Raw genomic sequence first — 18,491 nt, 5'->3', positions numbered from 1 at the left:
AGTGGCATGAACAAACGCATCGCATGGGCCGATACGCTGGCCGAGATGGGGGCAGAGCACGGCTTTTTCCGCCAACTCGGCGACCAGCACAACGCGTTGTACATCAAGGGCGACAAGACACTTGTGGTGACCTTCGACAACCTCGATGACGTCCGTCAGGATGTGGCCGATCGGATGCCGTGGGGCAGTCAGTTCATCTCGTCACGTGGCTGGTCGTCGCTTGGGATCGGCGCGCATGGCTGGACGTGGTATCGCGACGATGCGGTGCATGATTTCTTTGACGAGTTGCGCGACACCGGGTTCTTTGACCAGTTCGACAACGTGGTGTTCTACGGCACTTCGATGGCCGGATATGCGGCCACCGTGTTCTGCGCCGCCGCTCCCGGGGCCAAGGTGCTGGCGATGAACCCGCAGGCCACGCTTGAACGGCGGATCACCTCCGGCTGGGAAACCCGCTATCACCGGTCGTGGAAACAGGATTTTTCCGGGCGCTATTCCTATGGCCCCGACCAGTCGGCGAGCGCCGAGGTGGTCTATCTGTTCTTTGACCCCTACGTGGCCGAGGATGCGATGCACGCGGCCCTTTATCAGAACGACAACGTGGTCAAGATCCGCTGCCGCCATTTCGGCCACGGTCTGACCAGCGCCTTTAATCGCATCGGTAAGCTCAAGGATACGGTCGAGTTGTGCGTGAACGGCCGCCCCGAAGCGTACGAGATCTACAAGTTGATGACCGCGCGCAAGGAACTGCCGCGCTATCAGAAATCGGTCCTGAACAAGCTGCTCGAACGTAAGCATCCCCTGCTCATCCACCGCTGGTGCCGCAAGGTGATCGAGATGTCAGGCGACGACCAGCGGCCCCATTTCCGCCGTGCCATGAAACAGGCGGCCAAGTCGCTACGACCGGATCAATTGTGAGCGACACGCCGCATTCCCTGCCCGCGTGGTACGCCGAAATTCCCGCCGATCAGCGCAGCGAGGATTTCCACCAACGGGTCGGCACGGCGGAGCTTCTGCTGTGCGAGCGGGATACAAAACAGCTGATCATCAGCTTTGGGCAAGCGCAAGACACCGATCACCCCGAACTTGACTGGCCCGCATGGACCGACCGTCTGGCCCGCCAAAAAGGGTGGAGCCATCTGGCCATTCTCGCCCCCAAGGACACATGGTTTCGTGATCCCCACCTGATCCAGACGCTCGAACAACTCCGCGATCTGGGATTCTTCAAACGGTTCAAGGATGTCGCCCTTTTCGGCGCGGCCAAGCATGGCGGCGGATTTGCCGCCCTCGCCTTTGCGCCACTCATCCCTAGTGCCACCATCATCGCCTTTGATCCGCAATCCACGCTGCGCCCCACATCCGTCCCGTGGGAGGATCGGTTCAAACCCCAGGCCCCCACCGACTGGTCCCTGCCCTATTCCGACGCCACCCGCGCGCTGACCAACACGAAACGCGCCTATGTCGCCTATGACCCCTTTTCCCGGCAGGACGCCCAGCATGTCGCCCGCCTGCCGGCCAAGCGGATCACGCCCCTGCGCGCCGTTGGCCTTGTGGATGACATCGGCATCGCGCTGAAACGGCTGGGCCTGCTTGATGACCTTGTGATCGCGGCTGTCGCAGGCACGCTGGACCCCGCCGACTGGTATCCAAAACTGCGCGCGCGCCGCGATCTCTACATCTACCGGCGCGGGATGGAGGGCCACCTCGCCGCCCGTGGCAAAGACGCGCGCGCCGCAGATTTCGTCGCCGCCTTTCGCAAACGCACCCGTGCGCGCAAGGCCCAAGAGGAACAGGCCCCTGCCCCCGCGCCCGCACCGCCAAAAGCGCAAACATCCGTTCCGGAAGATTTTCCCGACCGGCCCGAGGCCCCTGCCCTCGGCGGGCGGCGCTGGCCGCGCACTCTTGGAAATGTCTGGGCCCTGCGCGATGAACCCACCGGCTTTCGCTACCTCTCCGACCAATACGAAGGGCGGGTCATGGGGTTCGAGGAACGGCGCGAGGTCACGCTTGGCGAAACCCACCCGCTCGCCCTTGGCATCGCCGCTTTTGGCAGTCGCGCCGGGCTGCCGCGCCCCTTGCCGGAGGATTTCCGCTATCACGTGGTGGACGAGGCCCTGTCGGGGCGCGCGGCCCCCTGTCAGGCGCGATCCCACGGAGCTGCCACACAGCGTCTCGCGGCCGAAAAACGTTACGCCTACCGCACCCTCATCGCCCTGTCGCAGCCGCAGGCAGGCATCGTCGCGGACGAGGCCCTGCCCGAAAGCCCGCTCTACCAAACCCTCCTCCAAAGGATCAGCGCCGCACGCGACGCCCTCCAAGGCTGGAACAAGGGCTTTCATCTTGATCGCATCGCGCTCTCTCTCCTCTCCGGCGCACCCGGCACGTCACTGCAAGATGCCATCGAACACTACGGAACTGTCGCGCACGCCCTGCGCCATGACGCCGCCGTTGCCGCAGGACAGGCGAGCTTTCCCCTGATCGTCACCTCACAAAGTGCCGGCACCGCGCGCGATGGCAGGTCAGAAGTCATCCTCGCCGAAGGGCAGCTTGATATCGCCCACCCGGCCCTTGGCCTGATCGTTGCAACTCCCACCTATCCATACCCGCTGATGGACGACATGCCCGCAACGCTGACCCCCGCCGCAAATATGGAGGTGGATGAACTCGAGGCGCTGGCAGTGGCCATCGTGCAAGACGGCGGGCGCTGGTACTGCCCTTCGATGCGCGAAGCACAAGCAATGGGGCGCACGATCAAAGTGACCTTTTCCACCCTCGCCCCGTTGGTGCTGGGCGACGGCCCGCACGGCTTTGCGCTCAGCAGTGAAGGCCCCGCCATCGCAGGCGTGCAGGTGAGCGGAAACGAGGCGACCCTGACCCTCGACGGCGACCTGCCGGACGGGCCAATGCACGTCACTTACGCATGGGGTGCCACCGCCCCGACCGGCGAAAACCGCTTTGCCAACACCGGCGCAATCCGCGATGCGTGGACACGCCCCAGCGTCATGCAGCCGGGCACCCCGTTGCACCGCTATGCCCTGTCGGGGCGCGTTGCGATCACGCGGGGGGGCAAGGCATGAGCGCGCGCAAGAACATCCTGCTGATCAGCCTCGATGACGCGTTTTCATACTGGAAGTACCGCTCTGCTTTTGGCGCGGAACTCCAGACGCCGAACCTTGATCGCATCTGCGCGCAATCCACCGCCTTTCACTCCGCCTATTGTCAGGTGCCGGTTTGCGGTCCGTCCCGGTCCAGCCTGATGTCTGGCCTCACCCCGCACCAGCTGGGCATCTTCGACAACTACACCAACGTCTTTGACGTGCTGCGTCCCGAACAGATGTGGTCTTACCGGTTGAAACAGGACGGCTATTACTGCTCGAACGCGGGCAAGGTGCATCACCGCTTCAAACCGCTGCCCGGTGCGATCCACAATGTCCTTTATTCCCATGGCCCTGAGACGCTGAATATCGGACCCGGTAAGAACGCCAAGATCAAGAACTATGGCGGGCTGATGAAAGGGCACGGCACCACCGATCCACGCTTTGACGACCGCTATTACGACGCACAAAGCGCCGCCTCGGCCGTCAAGTTCCTGCAAGGGTATGACCGCCCCGCGCCCTTTTACCGCGAGGTCGGGTTTTACCACCCCCATTCGCCTTACAAGACCCCCGCCCGCTTCAAGGACATGTATGACGAGGCCTCGTTCCTGCAGCCCGAAGCCTGGAACGCGCATGACAAGAACGCCTTTGCCGACCAGTTCATGGCCGAAAACATGGACAGTTCCGATCTGGTCCTCTGGCAGAAAAGCGTGCGTAACTACTTTTCTGCCTTCACCCATGTGGATGAACATCTGGGCCGGGTCTGGGATGCGCTCAAGGCCTCCGATCATGCCGACAATACCATCGTGATCCTGCTGGCCGATCACGGGTATCATCCCGGCGACAAGAACCGGTTCCGAAAATATACGCTGTATGAAGAGGCCGCAGGCGTTCCCATCATCATCCACGACCCCGACCGACCCGAGGGCCGCGCGATCACCGATCCGGTTGCCTTGCTCGATATCGGGCCGACAGTGCTCGACTATGCCGATTGTCCGCCGATGCAGCACGCAGCCGGGAAATCCTTGCGCCCGCAGGTCGAGGGCGCGCGCGATCCCGACCGCGCCGTGCCGACCTTCTTTTTCGGCAGTGCCTCGATCCGCAAGGGAAAGTATCGCTACACCCGTTATCTCGACGGCTCGACCCAGCTGTTTGATCTCAGCACCGATCCCTGGCAACTGCACGACCTCTCAGGCGGTGACGCAACCCCCGACATGCACCGCGCATTGGTCAGAACCTGCCGCCGCCACGGGCTCGAAATCATCGACACGCACACACCAGAACCCGAACCCAACGCCTATTGCACGGTCACCCAAGGGGTGCTGCCGCCGACCACCCTGCCCGCACAGGGCGCGATTTCGGTTGGCAGCCTCAGCGCGCAAGATACCAGCCCCGGCTTTCGCAAGAACTTTGCCATATTGCGCGAAAACGGCACGCTCGGCCTGCCGGACGGGGTGCGGGGGCTGTATCTGGCGGCGGATTACAAGACCGGGGCCGATTATTTCGGAGTCACCGGCAACGACCACGGCAACCTTTACAACTTCATCGGCGGACACAATCGGTTCCTCTTGGATATCGACTGTGGCAGCGGCGACGATACCATTCTGGGCCATCTCGACCAGTTGCGCGCACGGCTGAACGCGGGCGACAACCACGTCACGACAGGCCATACGGGCAGCGAAATCTGGGCCGGATCGGGCCGCGACCGGATCGAGACCGCAGACGGGCACAACCGCATCCATGGCGGCAGCGGCGACATGGCGGTGATCACCGGCAAGGGCCACGACATCGTCACCACGCATTCCGGCAAAAACCGCATCTTGTGTAGCGATGGCGTGACCGAAGTGATCGTGCAAGGCGGCCAGAACCGCATCGAGATCACCGGCGGCGACATCACCCTGCGCATCCGCCGCACCGGCCTGCCCCAGACCATCCTCGGCCTCAGGGACGGGCATGTGGACCTGACGGATTGGGACATCCTCGGCCCCATCGACGTGACCCTGCAGGACAACGGCGACACCTGCGCCACCGCAGGCGGCGAACACATCCGCTTTGTCGCAACCAAACCCGACATCGTCAAAAGTGCGATCATGGCAGGCCCGCTGTGACGCACCGATCAAAGCACCCGAGCAGGGAAAGACGCATATGCCCAGATTGATCCTCCACATCGGCTCGCAAAAGACGGGATCGACCTCGATCCAGACCTTTCTGACCCAGCATCCCGACAAGATGGCCGAGGCGGGACTGTCCTACGTCAAGGCCGGGCGCGGGCCTGCCGCGCATAACAAGCTGGCGTTCAAGCGCGATACCGAACAGTTCCCTGTGCTGATGAAACGGCTGGTGGCCGAAGTCGAAAACGACCCCGACAAAACCCACGTGATCTCTGCCGAGATGCTGTTCACCACCCGCATGGCCCGCTCCATGGCCGAATATCTGCCCGACGATTTGCGCGCCGAGACGCAGGTGATTGCCTATATCCGCCGTCAGGACAAATTCCTTGAGGCGATGTATAAACAGGTGGTCAAAACGGGCCGCTTCAAGGGCACGGCCCAGCAATACGCGCAAAAGCGCGAGACGGCGCTGATGTATTCCAAGATTCTCGGCACCTATGCCGACGGGTTCGGGGCCGACAACGTCAAGGTGCTGCCTTACGAGCGTCCGCAATTTCTCGAGGGCGACGTGATCCTCGACATGTGCGGCCATCTGGGCATGAGCAACGTCACCCGCGACGACCTGCCCGAGAAATTTTCCAACATAACCCTGTCGCGCGAAGTGTCCGAAATGCTGGGCCTGATCAGCAACACGACCGATATCAACATCGCCGAGCTGATCCGCGTGATCATCCGTAACGAGGCCGAAGGCGCATTCTATTCCGGCGACAGCTATTCCCCGATGGAACGGCGCGAGATCGCGGACAAGTACGTCGAGGACAACGAATTGGTGCGCGCCACCTACCGCCCCGATCTCGACTCTCTCTTTGATCTGTCGGACCTCGCGGGCGACCTCGACAATGCAGGCATCCCGCCCGAGGAACAGGTGAAACGCCTGCGTCAGGCGCAGATCGCGGTATTCGAGGCGATTGGCCAGTCCCACACCTCTGTGTGCGAACCCGGGTAGCAGGGATGATGACGCTGATCCGCCCCAAAAGTATCGCATTTGCCAAGCGCAGGACAGGACAGCTTGACCTTGATCTTTACCACCCCGGCGGCGGGCAACGCCCCCTGATTCTGTTCGGCTATGGCGGCGGTTTCACCAAGGGCGCGCGCGGGGCCAATGTGCATCAACCTCTGGTCCAGCGGCTGTGTGCGGCGGGCTTTGCCGTGGCAGTGCCGGATTACCGGCTGAAAACCGGCGCGAATGACGTGGATGCGGACACTCTGACCCAGATCACCCGCATCGCCAACCGGGTAGACAAGCAGGGATGGGGGCTGAAACGCCGCCTGTTCGATATCCGCCTGTTCACTGCCTGCGAGGACCTGTCAGACGCGCTGCGCTTTTGCCGGGCCGAGGCTGCGGCGCTGCAGATTGCACCGCACAAGATCGGCATGTTCGGCATTTCGGCGGGCGCGCTCGCAGGCAACACGCTGTGTTATCCCCCCGGTGTCTGGCGCGCGCAATTCGCGCAACCGGACGCGATGGTGTCACTTTGTGCCCCTGTCGTGCATCCGTGGCGGATCAGGGCGGATGGCCCACCCTTGATGATCCTGCATGGGCGCAAGGATCGGATCGTGCCCAGCGTGGCAAGCATTGCCACCGCCGAGGCCGCGCGGGCCAGCAGCGCGCCGATCACTGTCACCATCCCGCCAGATGCGCCCCATGTGGGTATCGACACTTATGTGCTGACGCGGCACGGGCGCAATGGGCAGTTGTTCATCGACGATATGATCGACCATCTCAGACGCCATACGACGCCGACCTGAGGCGGTCAGAGGCGGAGCAGAGTCACGCCTTCGATCGCGGCCACCTCTTTGAGGTCGGCGGCATAGTGGGCGTCCATCTGCGCCTGCAACTCGTCGCTCCAGCCGGGGATGACGATCTCGGTTTCCACCTCGTCCTCCTTGGCAAAACGTTTGAGAAAGATGCCGATCACGCGGGCACGCAATGCGTCAGGCATGTTCGGATGGCTCTCCAGATATTCGGCAAGGCGCAGGCCGCCTTCCTCGTTCATCAGGATTTTTGCCACGTGAATCTGAGCGTCGATTGAAAAATCGGCATCCGTTTGGGACGTCGCCTGCAACACCCGGTTCCAGATCATCGGCGACTCCTCGGCCGTCCACGCGATGATCGACGCCTCGGGGCAGCTTTCGCGCAATTCGCGCAGTACCACCGCCCAGTGCAGCTGGAACGGGTCGGGTGTCATCACATCGATGCCGGGATATTCCTCGCTCGACCAGGCTTGCGACAGCATCACCGCCGGATTGCTCAGCGAAAGGGCAAAGGTCACGGGCGCGGGGGCGAAGACGCTGCGATAATGCGCCGCGCGCGGGCCTGCCTCGAAAAACCAGTCTCCGGCCGGGCAAAAATGCGGTGGGGGTTGCATCAGATCAGTGATGCGCAGGACAAAATGCAGATCGCGCTCCGGGTCCAACTGGTCCAGCCCCAGCATCGCGTTCAGCTCGTCCGGGCTAGCCGGGGTGCCGTCAAAGGCAGCGACCCGCGCCGCCAGCACATCGCGATAGCGCTTGGGGCGGGGCACGACGATGCCGCGCGCGTCCAACCCCTCATCGGCCAACATGCTCCAAATCAGCGGCAGACCACCGTCAAACCGCGTCCCGAACTGAAGCGTGTAAGAAATCTGTCGCGCCACACCGCACCCTTGCACATGCGCGCAACCCACGAACGGGGATGCGCCAAACCGGTTTTCCGGGGCAATACGATAAATGGACCGCGGTGGCCAGATGCCGCGCGCGTCCGATCCGGGCTTAGGCCGCTTCGGTCAGGGCCGCACGCACCTTGCCAAGGGATTCCATCGCCGCGGCGCGAATATTGACCGCCTTGAACCCGTTGCCGTCATCCACGATCTGAAAGAACGGGTTGTCCAACTCAGTCTGGAACTCGGCAAGCAGGCCAGCGGCATCCGCCTTCAGCTTTTCGCGCTTTTCGCCATCCGGTTCCTGCACAAGCGCCTCCAGCGCATTTTCAAGCCGCCCATCGAGGTTCTTGATATAAGAGAACAGGTGGTCCGAGGCGTTGGCGATGTCGGGGAACTCCTCCTCATCACAGGCCGACACGATGGCGTCCTGCAGCTTGGTCAGCTCGGCGCGCAAGGTCGAACGGGTCTTGACCCAGTCCAGACGCGCACGCACGAAGGGCACCACATTGGCCGGGATGTCCTTTTCAGCGGCACTCAATTGGTCGGCTTCGGCCTCCGCGATCAGCTTTTTCAGACCCGGCACGGCCTTCATCGCCCCGGCATAGTCTTCGGCCTCGCCCTTTTCGGTGAAGTAGGCGAGGACCGCGCGCAGCTTGGTTACATCGCCCAGATTGCGGGCCAGCAGGTCCAGCGCCACGGGTTCGAGGTCCGCACGCGCATCGCGCCACTCCATCCCTGCATCAGTGGCGTTGTCATCCTGGACCGCGTCGGCCTCCGGTTTCTGTTCCGCCGCTTCGCCCTGCCCTTCGGCGCGGGTCAGCGCGTCATTCAGTGCCTTGACCGTGCCGGTCGCCTTCTTGACGTCACCGTCACCGATCTGACCGACCAGCATGCCATGCGCCGTCATCAGGCGCGCGGCCCCGTCGGCATTCTCAAGCGCGCCAATCCGCTTTTCAAGCTGATCAGCCGCCTGACGCAAGCGGGCCAGCGCGGGATCTTCCGGCGCGGCGTCATTGCCTTTGGCCGCCAGCTTTTCCAGCGCCTCTTCGAGCCGGGTCAGCATATTGTCCGCGGCATCCAGATCGCCGGACTTCAGCCCGCCCAGCACAGTGCCAAAGCCTTTGGTCAACGGTGCCTGCGCCTCGTTGGGAAGGTCGGCAATACCGGTCTTCACCTGTTGCGCACGCGCGGTCAGCTTCTTGAGGCGTTCCGGATCGTTGTCATCCTCTTCGTCGTTTTCAGCCGCTTCATCGGCTTCGTTTTCCTCGCCATCATCGTCTTCCGCGTCCAGCTCAGGATCCGGCTCCAGCTCCTCGATATCCTCCTCGAGAATTTTGCCGTCCTTATCCATGACGATGACGTTCATGGGCAGTTTTTCGAACTTCAGCAGCTTCTTCAGCTTTTTGGCCATCTGCGGCAATTCGCGTTCGCAGGTCATCATCATGATGCGGCCCTTGGCGCGGGCGGTGCCGTATCCCAGTTTGCTGCCGGTGCCCTCGGCCCGGGCCACGCGGCCCATCACTTCGGGCTTTTTCTTGCGATCCAGAACAAACACGTCCTCTTTGGGATCGTTGCCCGGGCAATAGGCAAAGTTCAGATCACGCTTTTTCGCGATCTTGACCATCTTTTTCAGCTCAGGACCTTTGAGGGCAATACCCGCCATGATCTATTCCTTTGTCTCGCAATCAGATCCCCGCCAGCAGACCGGCAGAGTCGTTACATTCAGCCTACACAAAATCTGAAATCTGACAATTCCCTAAGGGGGATCAAAGGCTCTGACGATCCACATCCATACGCTGGTGAAGAATGCGGACCACCTCGACCCCGGTTTCGCTCTGACGCAGATAAAGCACGTGGCGCCCACTCAGCGCCTTGCGGTATCCGGGACGGACATGGGCGACGTCCTGCGTGGGTGTAGCACCGGTGGCAATCCCGGCGCAGGCAGCGATCAGCGCACGGACATAGGCCTCGGCCTGATCCGCGCCCCAGGTTTTGACAGTGTAATCCCAGATGTCATCCAGATCGGCGCGCGCGGCAGGCGTCAGCCGCCAGTCGTTCATCCTGCCCCGCGCCGGTCCGCCACATAGGCGTCGACGTCAAAGGGCGCGGCGGGGCCAGACGCCTCGCCCGCCTCAAGTGCTGCACGCAGGGCCGTCATCTGTGCCTCGCGTTCTTCCAGCAAGCGCAGGCCGGACCGGACCACGTCACTTGCCGACGCATAGCGCCCGGCGGCCACCTGCTCGGTGATGAACTGTGCGAAATGGTCGCCAAGGGCGACAGAGGTTGTGCGGGTCATAAAGCAAATGTAGCAAAGATTGCTACAGGATCAAGAACGGGCCAGCAGCGACAGTATATATAGTGTCACCAAATCCGGCACTGATCAGCGCAGAACGCCCGATCCACCGATGGACAGCTTGGGCTTGGGCTTCGCTGCAGGCTTGGGCGCCGGGGCCGGAGCGGCAGCACGGGGTTGCGTGCGCGTGGTCGTCGACGCAGGACGCGATGTGGTGCGCGCCGGGGCAGCGCGCTGAACCGCCACCGGGGTCGGACAGGCCACATCACCGTTCAGAATAATGGCGCGGAACAGCTCTTGCGTCGGGGCCTGATCCGGCCAGTCGACGGATGCAAGCTGTTCGAAATATTCCCCCACGGACCGGCGCGAACCCGGCCCCCACGCCCCGTCGATGCCAGAGCGGTAGCAGTTCATCCGGGCCAGTTCAGTCTGCAGCACGGTGGGCAGCACATCCGCATCCGGGTCCAAATGGCCCTCTTGGATCAGACGCTCGAACAGGATCGGATCGTTTTCCCGCATCGCCTCGCGGGCAGCCAGATCATCAAGCGAAAACGAGACCTGCTCAACCGTGGCCGGCAACAAGTTTTCCAGCCCGAATTCCTCTTCCTGACCCGGCGCGATCAGGCCAAGGATGATTGAAGGCTGCGGCAGACCAGCAGACACACGGGCGGCCGCCGGGGTCGCGCCCAACTGTACAGCGTCGAACACCGGTGCGGCATCCGCGACAAAGGACGCAACCACCAGATTGTCACCCTCATCGGCCACGTCAAAGCCGATTGGCGCAATCTCAAGGCCCTGTGCCAGTGCGGCAGGGGCAGAGTGCAGGGCCATCGCGGCCACAAAACCAGTCAGGACAGGTCGGCAGGAACGAAACACGGTCGAGTCACCTCGGGGTTGAAATCACGGCCAAAGCATAGCCTGCAAAGGATAAAACTGCAAAGTATAGTACGGGTCAGGACCCGCCGATTCTGAAAAATTTCTGCAAAACTCAATACAACCATAAGTAATATGTCGTTGCGTCACGTCGGTGAATTGGCAACAATCCGCCACAAGGCTTTGAAATTGTACGCGGAAAAACCCCTAAATCGGCAAACTGTTGCCACAATTCCCCATTTGAGACAATTTGAAATCCTTTCCCCCTCACGAATTGCCAAAGCCGTGCTATATCAAATGGCATGAAACACGTAGCTCTCCTCTCCGTATCGCTTGTCGCTCTCTCCGGCACAGCAGGTCTGGGTCTCTCCGCTCTGCACGAATTCAACATGAATGTGCAGACATCGGCACTTGCCACTCCAGACAATATTCCCGCCGACAGCGGGTTTGTGATCCCTGAATATGTGCCGGATGCGGCGCAGTTCACCGCTTTGGCCCCCGCGCTCAAGGCGCCGGTTGTCCCCGAGACACCTGCCCTGGCTCCGGTGGAAACCGCAGCGCTCGGTGATTTCGAAATAACCCCCGAGGATGTCGCGCCCGAAGCGTCGGCGCCTGTCACCGCCCCATTGGCCCCCGCCGTTCGCGAAGCGATCCGCCCACCGGCCAAGTCGCTGGGCAAGACGCGCTCGTTCAAGACAGCGCCAGTGATTGTGGATCAGGCCCTGACGCACACGCCTGACGCGGCCACGCGGATCGAATACGTCATCGGCGTCTACCGCTAAGGCGTTGTAACAGGTTTCAGACCACGCGGGATTTCTCCCGCGTGCTTTGGTACAAGCTCCCAATCAATTGTTGACACGCTTCGGCGTAACCTCGCTAATGCGCATATCATTTCGATGTGCGCAATTACTGGAGGTTCACATGAATCGTACGCTTTTGGCATGTAGCCTTGCCCTTGTCCTGACCGGCACATCTGCCTTCGCCCAGGACGCCACACCCGAAATTTCCCTCGAACTGAACCGCGCCACGCCCTCCTCCGAAGGGGGATGCCAGCTGGTGTTCTTTGGCCAAAACGGTCTGGATCAGGATTTCGAGGAAGTCACATGGCGTCTGGCCGTCTTCGGCTCGGATGGCGTGTTCCGCAACCTGCTGGGCCTGCCGCTGGGGGCGCTTAGTGCGGGAAAACGCCGGGTTGTCCAGTATAACCTGCCCACGGCCTGCGCCGAACTCTCCGAAATCATCGTCAATGACGTGGCCAGCTGCGCCCTTGCAGGCAACAGCGGTACCGACAGCGACGCCTGCCTGACCCAGTTGACTGTGACCAGCCGCACCGATATCGCCTTCGGTCTCTGACCGACCTCACCCGGCCCCAAACGAGAACCATTATGTCCATTTTTCAGATTGCTTCCCTTGGTGTTTACAGCCTTCTGGCGCTCCTGTCGCTCGTCGCCATCGCCATCGGGCTCTACAAGATCGCGCAATTTGCCCGGCTTGGCGTCGGGCGCCGATCCGAGGCTGAACGGATTCTGGATGACTGGCTGAATGGCCGGGTGGACGAGGCGATCAGCGCAGCCGGGCGGCGGCGCTCGGTCCTGTCGCGCATCCTTCAGGCGGTGTTTTCGGGCATTCAGGCCCGCCCCGCCGATGTGACCTATGCCGAAGAACTCAGCCGCCAAACCGCGATCATCGAACTCGCCACGATGAGCGAGCGGATGCGCGCGCTCGACATGGTGGTGCAGGCCGCTCCGATGCTCGGCCTTCTGGGCACGGTTGTCGGTATGATCGACGCCTTTTCCGTACTCGCCGTTGCCGAAGGGGCGGTCGACCCAGCCACCCTCGCGGGCGGTATCTATGTGGCCCTGACCACCACGGCGGCTGGGCTGATCGTCGCGCTCTTTGCTTTCTTCATCGCCACCTGGCTCGAGGGTCGGATCGACCGCGAACGCAACATGATCGAAGCGCTGATGTCGGCGGCCATCCACGGACGGGTTGACCCGAATTCGGCCAAGTAACCGGGGCCGCACATCATGGCATCTCGAAGAGCCCCCCTGCCCGAGCGCCCCAGGCGCTACAGGTTTGTGCTGACACCGCTGGCGGATGCCATGTTTCAGCTGCTGATCTTCTTCATGCTGTCCTCAAGCCTCGCCCCCTACTCCCTGATCACCCTCAAAACCGCCGCCGAACCGGTGTCCGAAGAGGATGCGACTGCGGCAGGTCCCGGCAACGATCCGAACCAGCCCGCCCCGCCCACACAAGCAGCCGATGTCACGCTCTGGACCGTGGGCAATGGCACCGTGCGCTCCGCCGGGCTTGATTACGACATCGACCAACTCTCGGCCCTGGCCGAAGCGCTGAGCGAAGGTGCGCCGGGCAGCGTCGTACTGATCGTGACGTCAGAGGCGCGGGTGCAGGATGTCGCCAGCGCCCTCGAAGCACTGGAAGGGGCCAATGTCGGCGCCGTCCAGATCAGCCGCGGGGGGGCATGATGTCCAAGACCCGCCTGCCCCAGGTCCGCCGCGCCAAGGCCATCGACTCATCGCTTGCGATCGTGAACATCGTGCTGCTGCTGATCTTCTTCTTTCTGGCCACAGGCACGCTGATCAGCTCGGACTCGGTCGAAATCGACCTGCCCGAAACCTCCGAATTGCCCCTTGATCTGCTGCCCAAGCCGCTGCTGACCATCGACGCCAACGCCAAAATGGCCCTTGATGGCATCCCGCTCGAGGTTGGCACATTGGCCGAAGCGCTGATCGACTATCCGACCCTGCACGTGCTGGCCGACCGCAACCTGGGCGCCGGCACCCTGCTGGATCTGCTCGCCGCCGAAGAACTGATCGCCGTTAGCGTCAAGCTGGTGACCCTGCACGGACAAGCCGCCGGGGACGATCCATGAGCTTTCTGCCTCACGGCTCCCCCCGCGCCGTGCCCTGGTACGGCTCCTTCGTCGCCTCGCTTCTGGCACATGCGGGGATCGTGTCTTTCGTGCTGTTTTCCGGCGTTGTCGTGCTGGTCCCGACTCCGCCCGAACCCGAAACGCCCGAAATCACCGTCAGTCTCGAAATCCTCGACGCCGCCTTTGTCGAAGAACTGGAACCGGTCGATGACAGCAATCTGGTGCCCGAAGACGCTGAAATAACCGCGCCCGACGACATCGACGCAGAAACCCCGGATGACCTCGCCGCGCTCGCCCCGGACGAGGATCTGCTCGCCCCCGAAGAAGAGCTGCTCGAACCCGAGTTGGAAGCCGCTGAACCGGAACTGCTGGAACCCGAACCGCTTGAGCCGGAAGTGAGCGAGCCCGAGGTCGTGGAACCCGAACCTCTTGAACCCGAGATCAGCGAACCCGAAGTGATCGATCCCGAGCCGACGCTGCCCGAAGTGGCCGAGCCGGAGGTGATCGAACCCGAACCCACAGAGCCAGAAGTGGCCGAGGTCCTGCCCGACCCGGAGCCTGAGCCGCTGCCCGAACCTGAACCCGAGGTCGTCGAACCCGAACTGACGGAACCAGAGCCCGAAGTCGTGGCCGAGGCGCCCGACCTGCCCGATCCAACCCCTCTGACTCCGCTGGCACCCGAACCCACATCGCCTGAAATCGAGGATCTGCTGGCCATCGACGACGCCGTCGTCAACCCGCTGGGCGAAGGCGGCAGCGGCGTGCTGCCTCCGGATGATGTGCTGCCCCTGCCCGAAGATTTCGCGGCCCTCGTCCCCGAACCAGAAGCACCCGAAGCGGTCATTCTGGAACCCGATCCCGTGGAAGAATCCGCGCCCATCGTGCTGCCGCAAGAGCCCGAAGAGGCCCCCGAGGAACCCGAATTGCCCGAGGCCGATCCGCCCATCGACCTGGCTGAGCCAGAGCCTGAGCCAGAACCAACACCCGACCCGGAACCAGAGCCGGTTGAAGAGATCGCAGAGGAAGCAGCCGAGGAGGCCGCAGAGCCACCAGAACCTGAAGTACCCGCAGCACCGGCGGTGCAGGCGCTGGCCAACCCCTCCGCCTCTGACGTGGCCATCGGTCAGCTGTTGCGCCGCATCCGCGCCACCGCGCAGGAACAGTGCACGCTCGCCCTGCCCCGCCGGGCCGGGGGTGACGCGCTGGCAGGGCTTGCGATGATCGGCGCGGACGAGGCGGTGCTGGACGCACAGGCCCAGGTGATCGTCAACGGGCTGGACTTTGCTCCCGTGCAGACGCGCGAAATCCTCGATCCACGCCAATGCGCCTCGCTTGACGCCCTGCGCGCCAGCGACAGCTATCCGGCCAACCGCATCGGTCTGTCCATCGACACGGCCACCCTGCTCAGCGGTGACGCACTGACGGGCCGTGTGCTGGGCGCTGGCGGGCTGTTCGTGACGCTGCTTTTGGTGGATGACAATGGCGTGGTGCAGGACCTCGCGCCTTTCGTATCCCTTGATGGCAACACGCCGGTGTTCGACGCGCCCGTGGCACGTTCCGGCCCGGCGCGCGCCACGCGGCAGGTGCTGGTGGCCATCGGCACCAGCGACGCACCGCTCGACCTGTCCGGCCGGATCGGACAGGAGGCGCAGCAGGTCTTTGGCTCTATCCCGTCCGAGACATTGCAAAGCATGGTCTTCGGGGTCGCAACCTTCGACGTGCAGTGATCCTGCGCCAAAAGCCGCCGAATTTGCCTCCTCCGGGTGAACTATATTGCCAAGGCAAAGCCGCCGTCGCTAGCCTTGGGCATTAACGTAAGTCATTTGAATGCCCGGACCCCAGACATATTGGCCTGCGTGCCGGGTCGAAAGGATATGAAATGTTCCCAACCAGCGTATTGAACGCGATGGCGCCCGTCCTGTTGGCGCTGCCCCTGACCAAACATATCGAGGACGCCTGCAAAGAGGCCTCCAAGGAAATCCAGAAAAAGGCCAAGTCCCTTCCGGCCAAAAAGATCACCGAAAAGCTGATCGAGGGGATTGTCTGCAAACAGGCCGGCAAGCTGGATCAGACCGTCACCAAGGTCACCACCGGCATGCTCAAAAAGCAACTCGACAAGACCAAGAAGGACGTCGAGAAAGAGATCGAAAAGAAGGGCGCCGACACCTCGCAAGGGGTCGCCCTCACTGGCCTGCGCGAAGATCTGGATGCCGCCAAAAAGCAGCGCGAAGCCATGGAAAAAGGCAAGCCGATCAAGCTGCCCAAACCCAAGGGCGGTGGCATGCATGTGCCGATCAAGTTCAAGGTGCTGTCCAAGGACAAGATCGAACTGGATATCGAGCTTTTCCTCGGCGTCGATCTCAAGGCCGTGCCCAAGGGCAAGCTGCCGATCACCTACGGCGTCATCGGCCTTGGCGGGCGGTTCTGACCGCGCACCCTACCCCACATAACAGCCCTGCTCACGGCACAAAAAAACCGGGCCGCATTGGCCCGGTTTTTCCGTGTTTGGTAACGGTTGAGGCCGGATCAGGCCATCTTGCGGCGCATCACGCCAAAGGCAAAGATACCGGTCAGCAGCAGCGGCAGACCTGCAGGCAGTGGCACCGCTGGTGGGTTGGTGCTGACAAAGTCGATGCTGTTGATCTGAAGCGTCTCGCCGGTCGACCCTTTGCCGATCAGAAGGCGCAGCGGTGCCGCCGAGTTAAAGCCCGGCAGAACGTTCCGGCTGACAGTCGTGCCGTTCACGTCAAGGCTGGTCGTTCCGGCAATCAGATCGAAAGAAAAGGTCATGATACCCTGTTCGCCGATTGCGGTGCTTGACGCGATGTTTGTGGCTCCGGCAAATGCACCAACTTCGGCGAAGGTGACACCATCGGACGTATGCGCGCTTGAATAGTTGCCAATGCGGCCGCCATCCCAAAACCCGTAGCTGTCGAAATTCGTACCGTCAAAAAGGCCGATCCAGAAATCTGAATCGCCGCTCACCCGGGTTGTATCCACGGTGATCGATCCGCTCGACGTAAATCCAAAGGCAGACAGCGAGGCGTCGACAATGACCTGGTTTGTCGGAGGGCCCGAGAACTGGATGGACGTTCCCACTGTGCTCGCGCTGCCGTTCGGAAGGGCGATATTGGGATTTGCGGCAAGGTCGGACCCGTTGATGGGTGCGGCCTGAGCCATGCCTGAGGCGAATGTGAAGGCCACGGCCAATGCTGTCAAAAAGCGCATGTATTACTCCTGGTAGAATGCGTTTACTGGTTATGATTATGCGTCTTGATGCTGGCAGAAATGTGGCCTGTCAAGAATTTGAGCGGCTTTTTAATAATATTCTAACCAATGCATCTGGCGCGTGCTGCATTGTTTCCTGACCACCTCTCGACACGCTGCATTTGCGCCGTTTCGTCTATGAAACGCCGCGACCGTTTTGCCTCCAACCCGGTGATATCCACGCCCAGCTCGAACGTCCTCAGCGTCAGGATGATGTCCTCCTTTTACGCCTCGAGGCGGGCCTGACATCATCCGCGCGAACAGTTCGGTGCGCCTCCGGTTCTGGCTCTGCACCGCCCCGAAACGGCGCTGCCGCTGATCCGCGTCAGCGATTCGACCCGAGTGCCCTTGCCGGGCAACACGTCGCCAAAACCATGCGCATTTTCCTGCATAGATAGAAAAACAGTCTGTTTACTGGAGTATTTCGCCTCATTTCTTGGCAGATTTGGCACCGCGCCGTACGTTGGGGTGATTTTTCGAGGACCCATCATGAAACTTTTTTCCACACTCTTTGCCACCGCGCTCGCGCTTTCACTGGGGATCGTGCAGGCTCAGGCCGCCACATCCTCCGCCCTCAGCTTCTCGTCCAGCCAAAGCGGCGGCTACAGTCCAGCGGCCTCTGTGCGGGGCTGGGCCTTTGAGGCTCAGGAGAATTTCGACATCGTCGCGCTTGGCCTGATCGACATCACCAACGGATCCATCGGGATCCCCGGCGACGGGCCGGGATTTGCCACGGCCCACTCCGTGGTTCTCTGGGACAACGCGGGAACTGAGCTTGGGCGCGTGACCATCCAGCCCGGCACCGCCTCTGCCGTTGGTCCGGGCAATCTGAACGGCCCCAATGTCATCCGCTATGAATCGCTGGCCAACCCGATCTCGGTTCTGACCGGCAACACCTACGTGGTCTCGGCCTTCTTTTCGCAGAACAGCTTTGATGCAAACGCCGCAAACGGCTTCCGCAGCACAACCATATTCGACAGCCGTATTCAGTCGCGCGGATTGCGGTTCGGCGGCACGGCATCGCATCTGTTCCCGACCGCGTCGGACCCCCGCTTTTCGTTCAACGCGACCAGCTTTCTGATCGCGGATGCGCAGCAACCGCCCGCCGTGCCATTGCCCGCCTCAGGCATCCTGCTGGTGATGGGCATCGGCGGGATCGCCGCATTGCGCCGCAAACGGCGGTAAGTCAACCATTCAGCCAGAGCTCAAACGGGCGGCCAAAACCGGCCGCCCTTTCTATGTAAAACAGGGGCTTAG

The 18,491-nt window shown here is 62.1% G+C and carries 19 protein-coding genes; 13 read left to right on the top strand and 6 right to left on the bottom strand.

Annotated elements, in window-relative coordinates; genetic code table 11:
* Positions 1-6 precede the first annotated feature (6 nt).
* From Q1A89_RS21665 to Q1A89_RS21645, 5 genes are read left to right on the top strand one after another with little or no spacing between them, the layout of a single operon-like run.
* A complete protein-coding gene (locus Q1A89_RS21665; RefSeq protein ID WP_299733516.1) occupies positions 7-918 on the top strand; it encodes a phosphoadenosine phosphosulfate reductase in 912 nt (303 codons plus the stop codon).
* The gene (locus Q1A89_RS21660) at positions 915-3,077 is read left to right on the top strand and encodes a hypothetical protein (protein ID WP_299733514.1); all 2,163 of its coding nucleotides are present in this window, start codon (positions 915-917) and stop codon (positions 3,075-3,077) included. The genes Q1A89_RS21665 and Q1A89_RS21660 overlap by 4 nt, the downstream gene beginning before the upstream one ends.
* Complete coding sequence (locus Q1A89_RS21655) at positions 3,074-5,203, top strand: sulfatase-like hydrolase/transferase (protein WP_299733512.1); 2,130 nt, start codon at positions 3,074-3,076, stop codon at positions 5,201-5,203. The genes Q1A89_RS21660 and Q1A89_RS21655 overlap by 4 nt, the downstream gene beginning before the upstream one ends.
* A gap of 37 nt (positions 5,204-5,240) precedes the next feature.
* Positions 5,241-6,212: a hypothetical protein gene (locus tag Q1A89_RS21650; protein WP_299733510.1), complete on the top strand. Its 972-nt coding sequence runs from the start codon at positions 5,241-5,243 to the stop codon at positions 6,210-6,212.
* A gap of 5 nt (positions 6,213-6,217) precedes the next feature.
* Positions 6,218-7,015, top strand: a complete 798-nt coding sequence (locus Q1A89_RS21645; protein WP_299733509.1) for a hypothetical protein — start codon at positions 6,218-6,220, stop codon at positions 7,013-7,015.
* Positions 7,016-7,020: 5 nt separating this feature from the next.
* Here the strand turns inward: Q1A89_RS21645 and Q1A89_RS21640 are convergent, their stop codons facing one another.
* The 5 genes from Q1A89_RS21640 to Q1A89_RS21620 all read right to left on the bottom strand — a co-directional run bounded on the left by Q1A89_RS21640 (position 7,021) and on the right by Q1A89_RS21620 (position 11,077).
* Positions 7,021-7,902 (bottom strand): hypothetical protein, encoded by an 882-nt coding sequence (locus tag Q1A89_RS21640; protein WP_299733507.1) that lies wholly within the window; start codon positions 7,900-7,902, stop codon positions 7,021-7,023.
* Between the two features lie 115 nt (positions 7,903-8,017).
* Positions 8,018-9,571: a hypothetical protein gene (locus tag Q1A89_RS21635; RefSeq protein ID WP_299733505.1), complete on the bottom strand. Its 1,554-nt coding sequence runs from the start codon at positions 9,569-9,571 to the stop codon at positions 8,018-8,020.
* Between the two features lie 103 nt (positions 9,572-9,674).
* A complete protein-coding gene (locus Q1A89_RS21630; RefSeq protein WP_299733503.1) occupies positions 9,675-9,968 on the bottom strand; it encodes a type II toxin-antitoxin system RelE/ParE family toxin in 294 nt (97 codons plus the stop codon).
* Positions 9,965-10,204: a type II toxin-antitoxin system ParD family antitoxin gene (locus Q1A89_RS21625; RefSeq protein WP_299733502.1), complete on the bottom strand. Its 240-nt coding sequence runs from the start codon at positions 10,202-10,204 to the stop codon at positions 9,965-9,967. The genes Q1A89_RS21630 and Q1A89_RS21625 overlap by 4 nt, the downstream gene beginning before the upstream one ends.
* A gap of 84 nt (positions 10,205-10,288) precedes the next feature.
* Positions 10,289-11,077 (bottom strand): hypothetical protein, encoded by a 789-nt coding sequence (locus Q1A89_RS21620; protein WP_299733500.1) that lies wholly within the window; start codon positions 11,075-11,077, stop codon positions 10,289-10,291.
* 299 nt (positions 11,078-11,376) lie between these two features.
* Between Q1A89_RS21620 and Q1A89_RS21615 the strand changes: the two genes are divergently transcribed.
* The 7 genes from Q1A89_RS21615 to Q1A89_RS21585 all read left to right on the top strand — a co-directional run bounded on the left by Q1A89_RS21615 (position 11,377) and on the right by Q1A89_RS21585 (position 16,395).
* Positions 11,377-11,856 carry a hypothetical protein gene (locus Q1A89_RS21615; protein WP_299733498.1) on the top strand — a complete coding sequence of 160 codons (480 nt, stop codon included), beginning with the start codon at positions 11,377-11,379 and terminating at the stop codon, positions 11,854-11,856.
* A gap of 139 nt (positions 11,857-11,995) precedes the next feature.
* Positions 11,996-12,427, top strand: coding sequence for a hypothetical protein (locus Q1A89_RS21610; RefSeq protein WP_299733496.1), 432 nt, complete (start codon positions 11,996-11,998; stop codon positions 12,425-12,427).
* A gap of 32 nt (positions 12,428-12,459) precedes the next feature.
* Positions 12,460-13,086 (top strand): MotA/TolQ/ExbB proton channel family protein, encoded by a 627-nt coding sequence (locus Q1A89_RS21605; protein WP_299733494.1) that lies wholly within the window; start codon positions 12,460-12,462, stop codon positions 13,084-13,086.
* 15 nt (positions 13,087-13,101) lie between these two features.
* Positions 13,102-13,560, top strand: coding sequence for a biopolymer transporter ExbD (locus Q1A89_RS21600; RefSeq protein WP_299733492.1), 459 nt, complete (start codon positions 13,102-13,104; stop codon positions 13,558-13,560).
* Entirely contained in the window at positions 13,557-13,967 is a 411-nt protein-coding gene (locus Q1A89_RS21595; protein WP_299733490.1) for a biopolymer transporter ExbD, read from the top strand. The genes Q1A89_RS21600 and Q1A89_RS21595 overlap by 4 nt, the downstream gene beginning before the upstream one ends.
* Entirely contained in the window at positions 13,964-15,694 is a 1,731-nt protein-coding gene (locus Q1A89_RS21590) for a hypothetical protein (protein ID WP_299733488.1), read from the top strand. The genes Q1A89_RS21595 and Q1A89_RS21590 overlap by 4 nt, the downstream gene beginning before the upstream one ends.
* 152 nt (positions 15,695-15,846) lie before the next feature.
* Positions 15,847-16,395 carry a hypothetical protein gene (locus Q1A89_RS21585; protein ID WP_299733486.1) on the top strand — a complete coding sequence of 183 codons (549 nt, stop codon included), beginning with the start codon at positions 15,847-15,849 and terminating at the stop codon, positions 16,393-16,395.
* A 98-nt stretch (positions 16,396-16,493) separates the two neighbouring features.
* Here the strand turns inward: Q1A89_RS21585 and Q1A89_RS21580 are convergent, their stop codons facing one another.
* Positions 16,494-17,195 (bottom strand): VPLPA-CTERM sorting domain-containing protein, encoded by a 702-nt coding sequence (locus Q1A89_RS21580; protein ID WP_299733484.1) that lies wholly within the window; start codon positions 17,193-17,195, stop codon positions 16,494-16,496.
* A gap of 528 nt (positions 17,196-17,723) precedes the next feature.
* On the opposite strand from Q1A89_RS21580, the gene Q1A89_RS21575 reads away from it, so the two are divergent.
* Entirely contained in the window at positions 17,724-18,419 is a 696-nt protein-coding gene (locus Q1A89_RS21575) for a VPLPA-CTERM sorting domain-containing protein (RefSeq protein ID WP_299733482.1), read from the top strand.
* The last annotated feature ends 72 nt before the right edge of the window (positions 18,420-18,491 follow it).

It is taken from the genome of uncultured Tateyamaria sp., from assembly GCF_947503045.1.
GTDB lineage: Bacteria > Pseudomonadota > Alphaproteobacteria > Rhodobacterales > Rhodobacteraceae > Tateyamaria.
The sequence above is the reverse complement of the archived record's forward strand: the minus strand, read 5'-3'. Positions and strand labels throughout refer to the sequence as shown.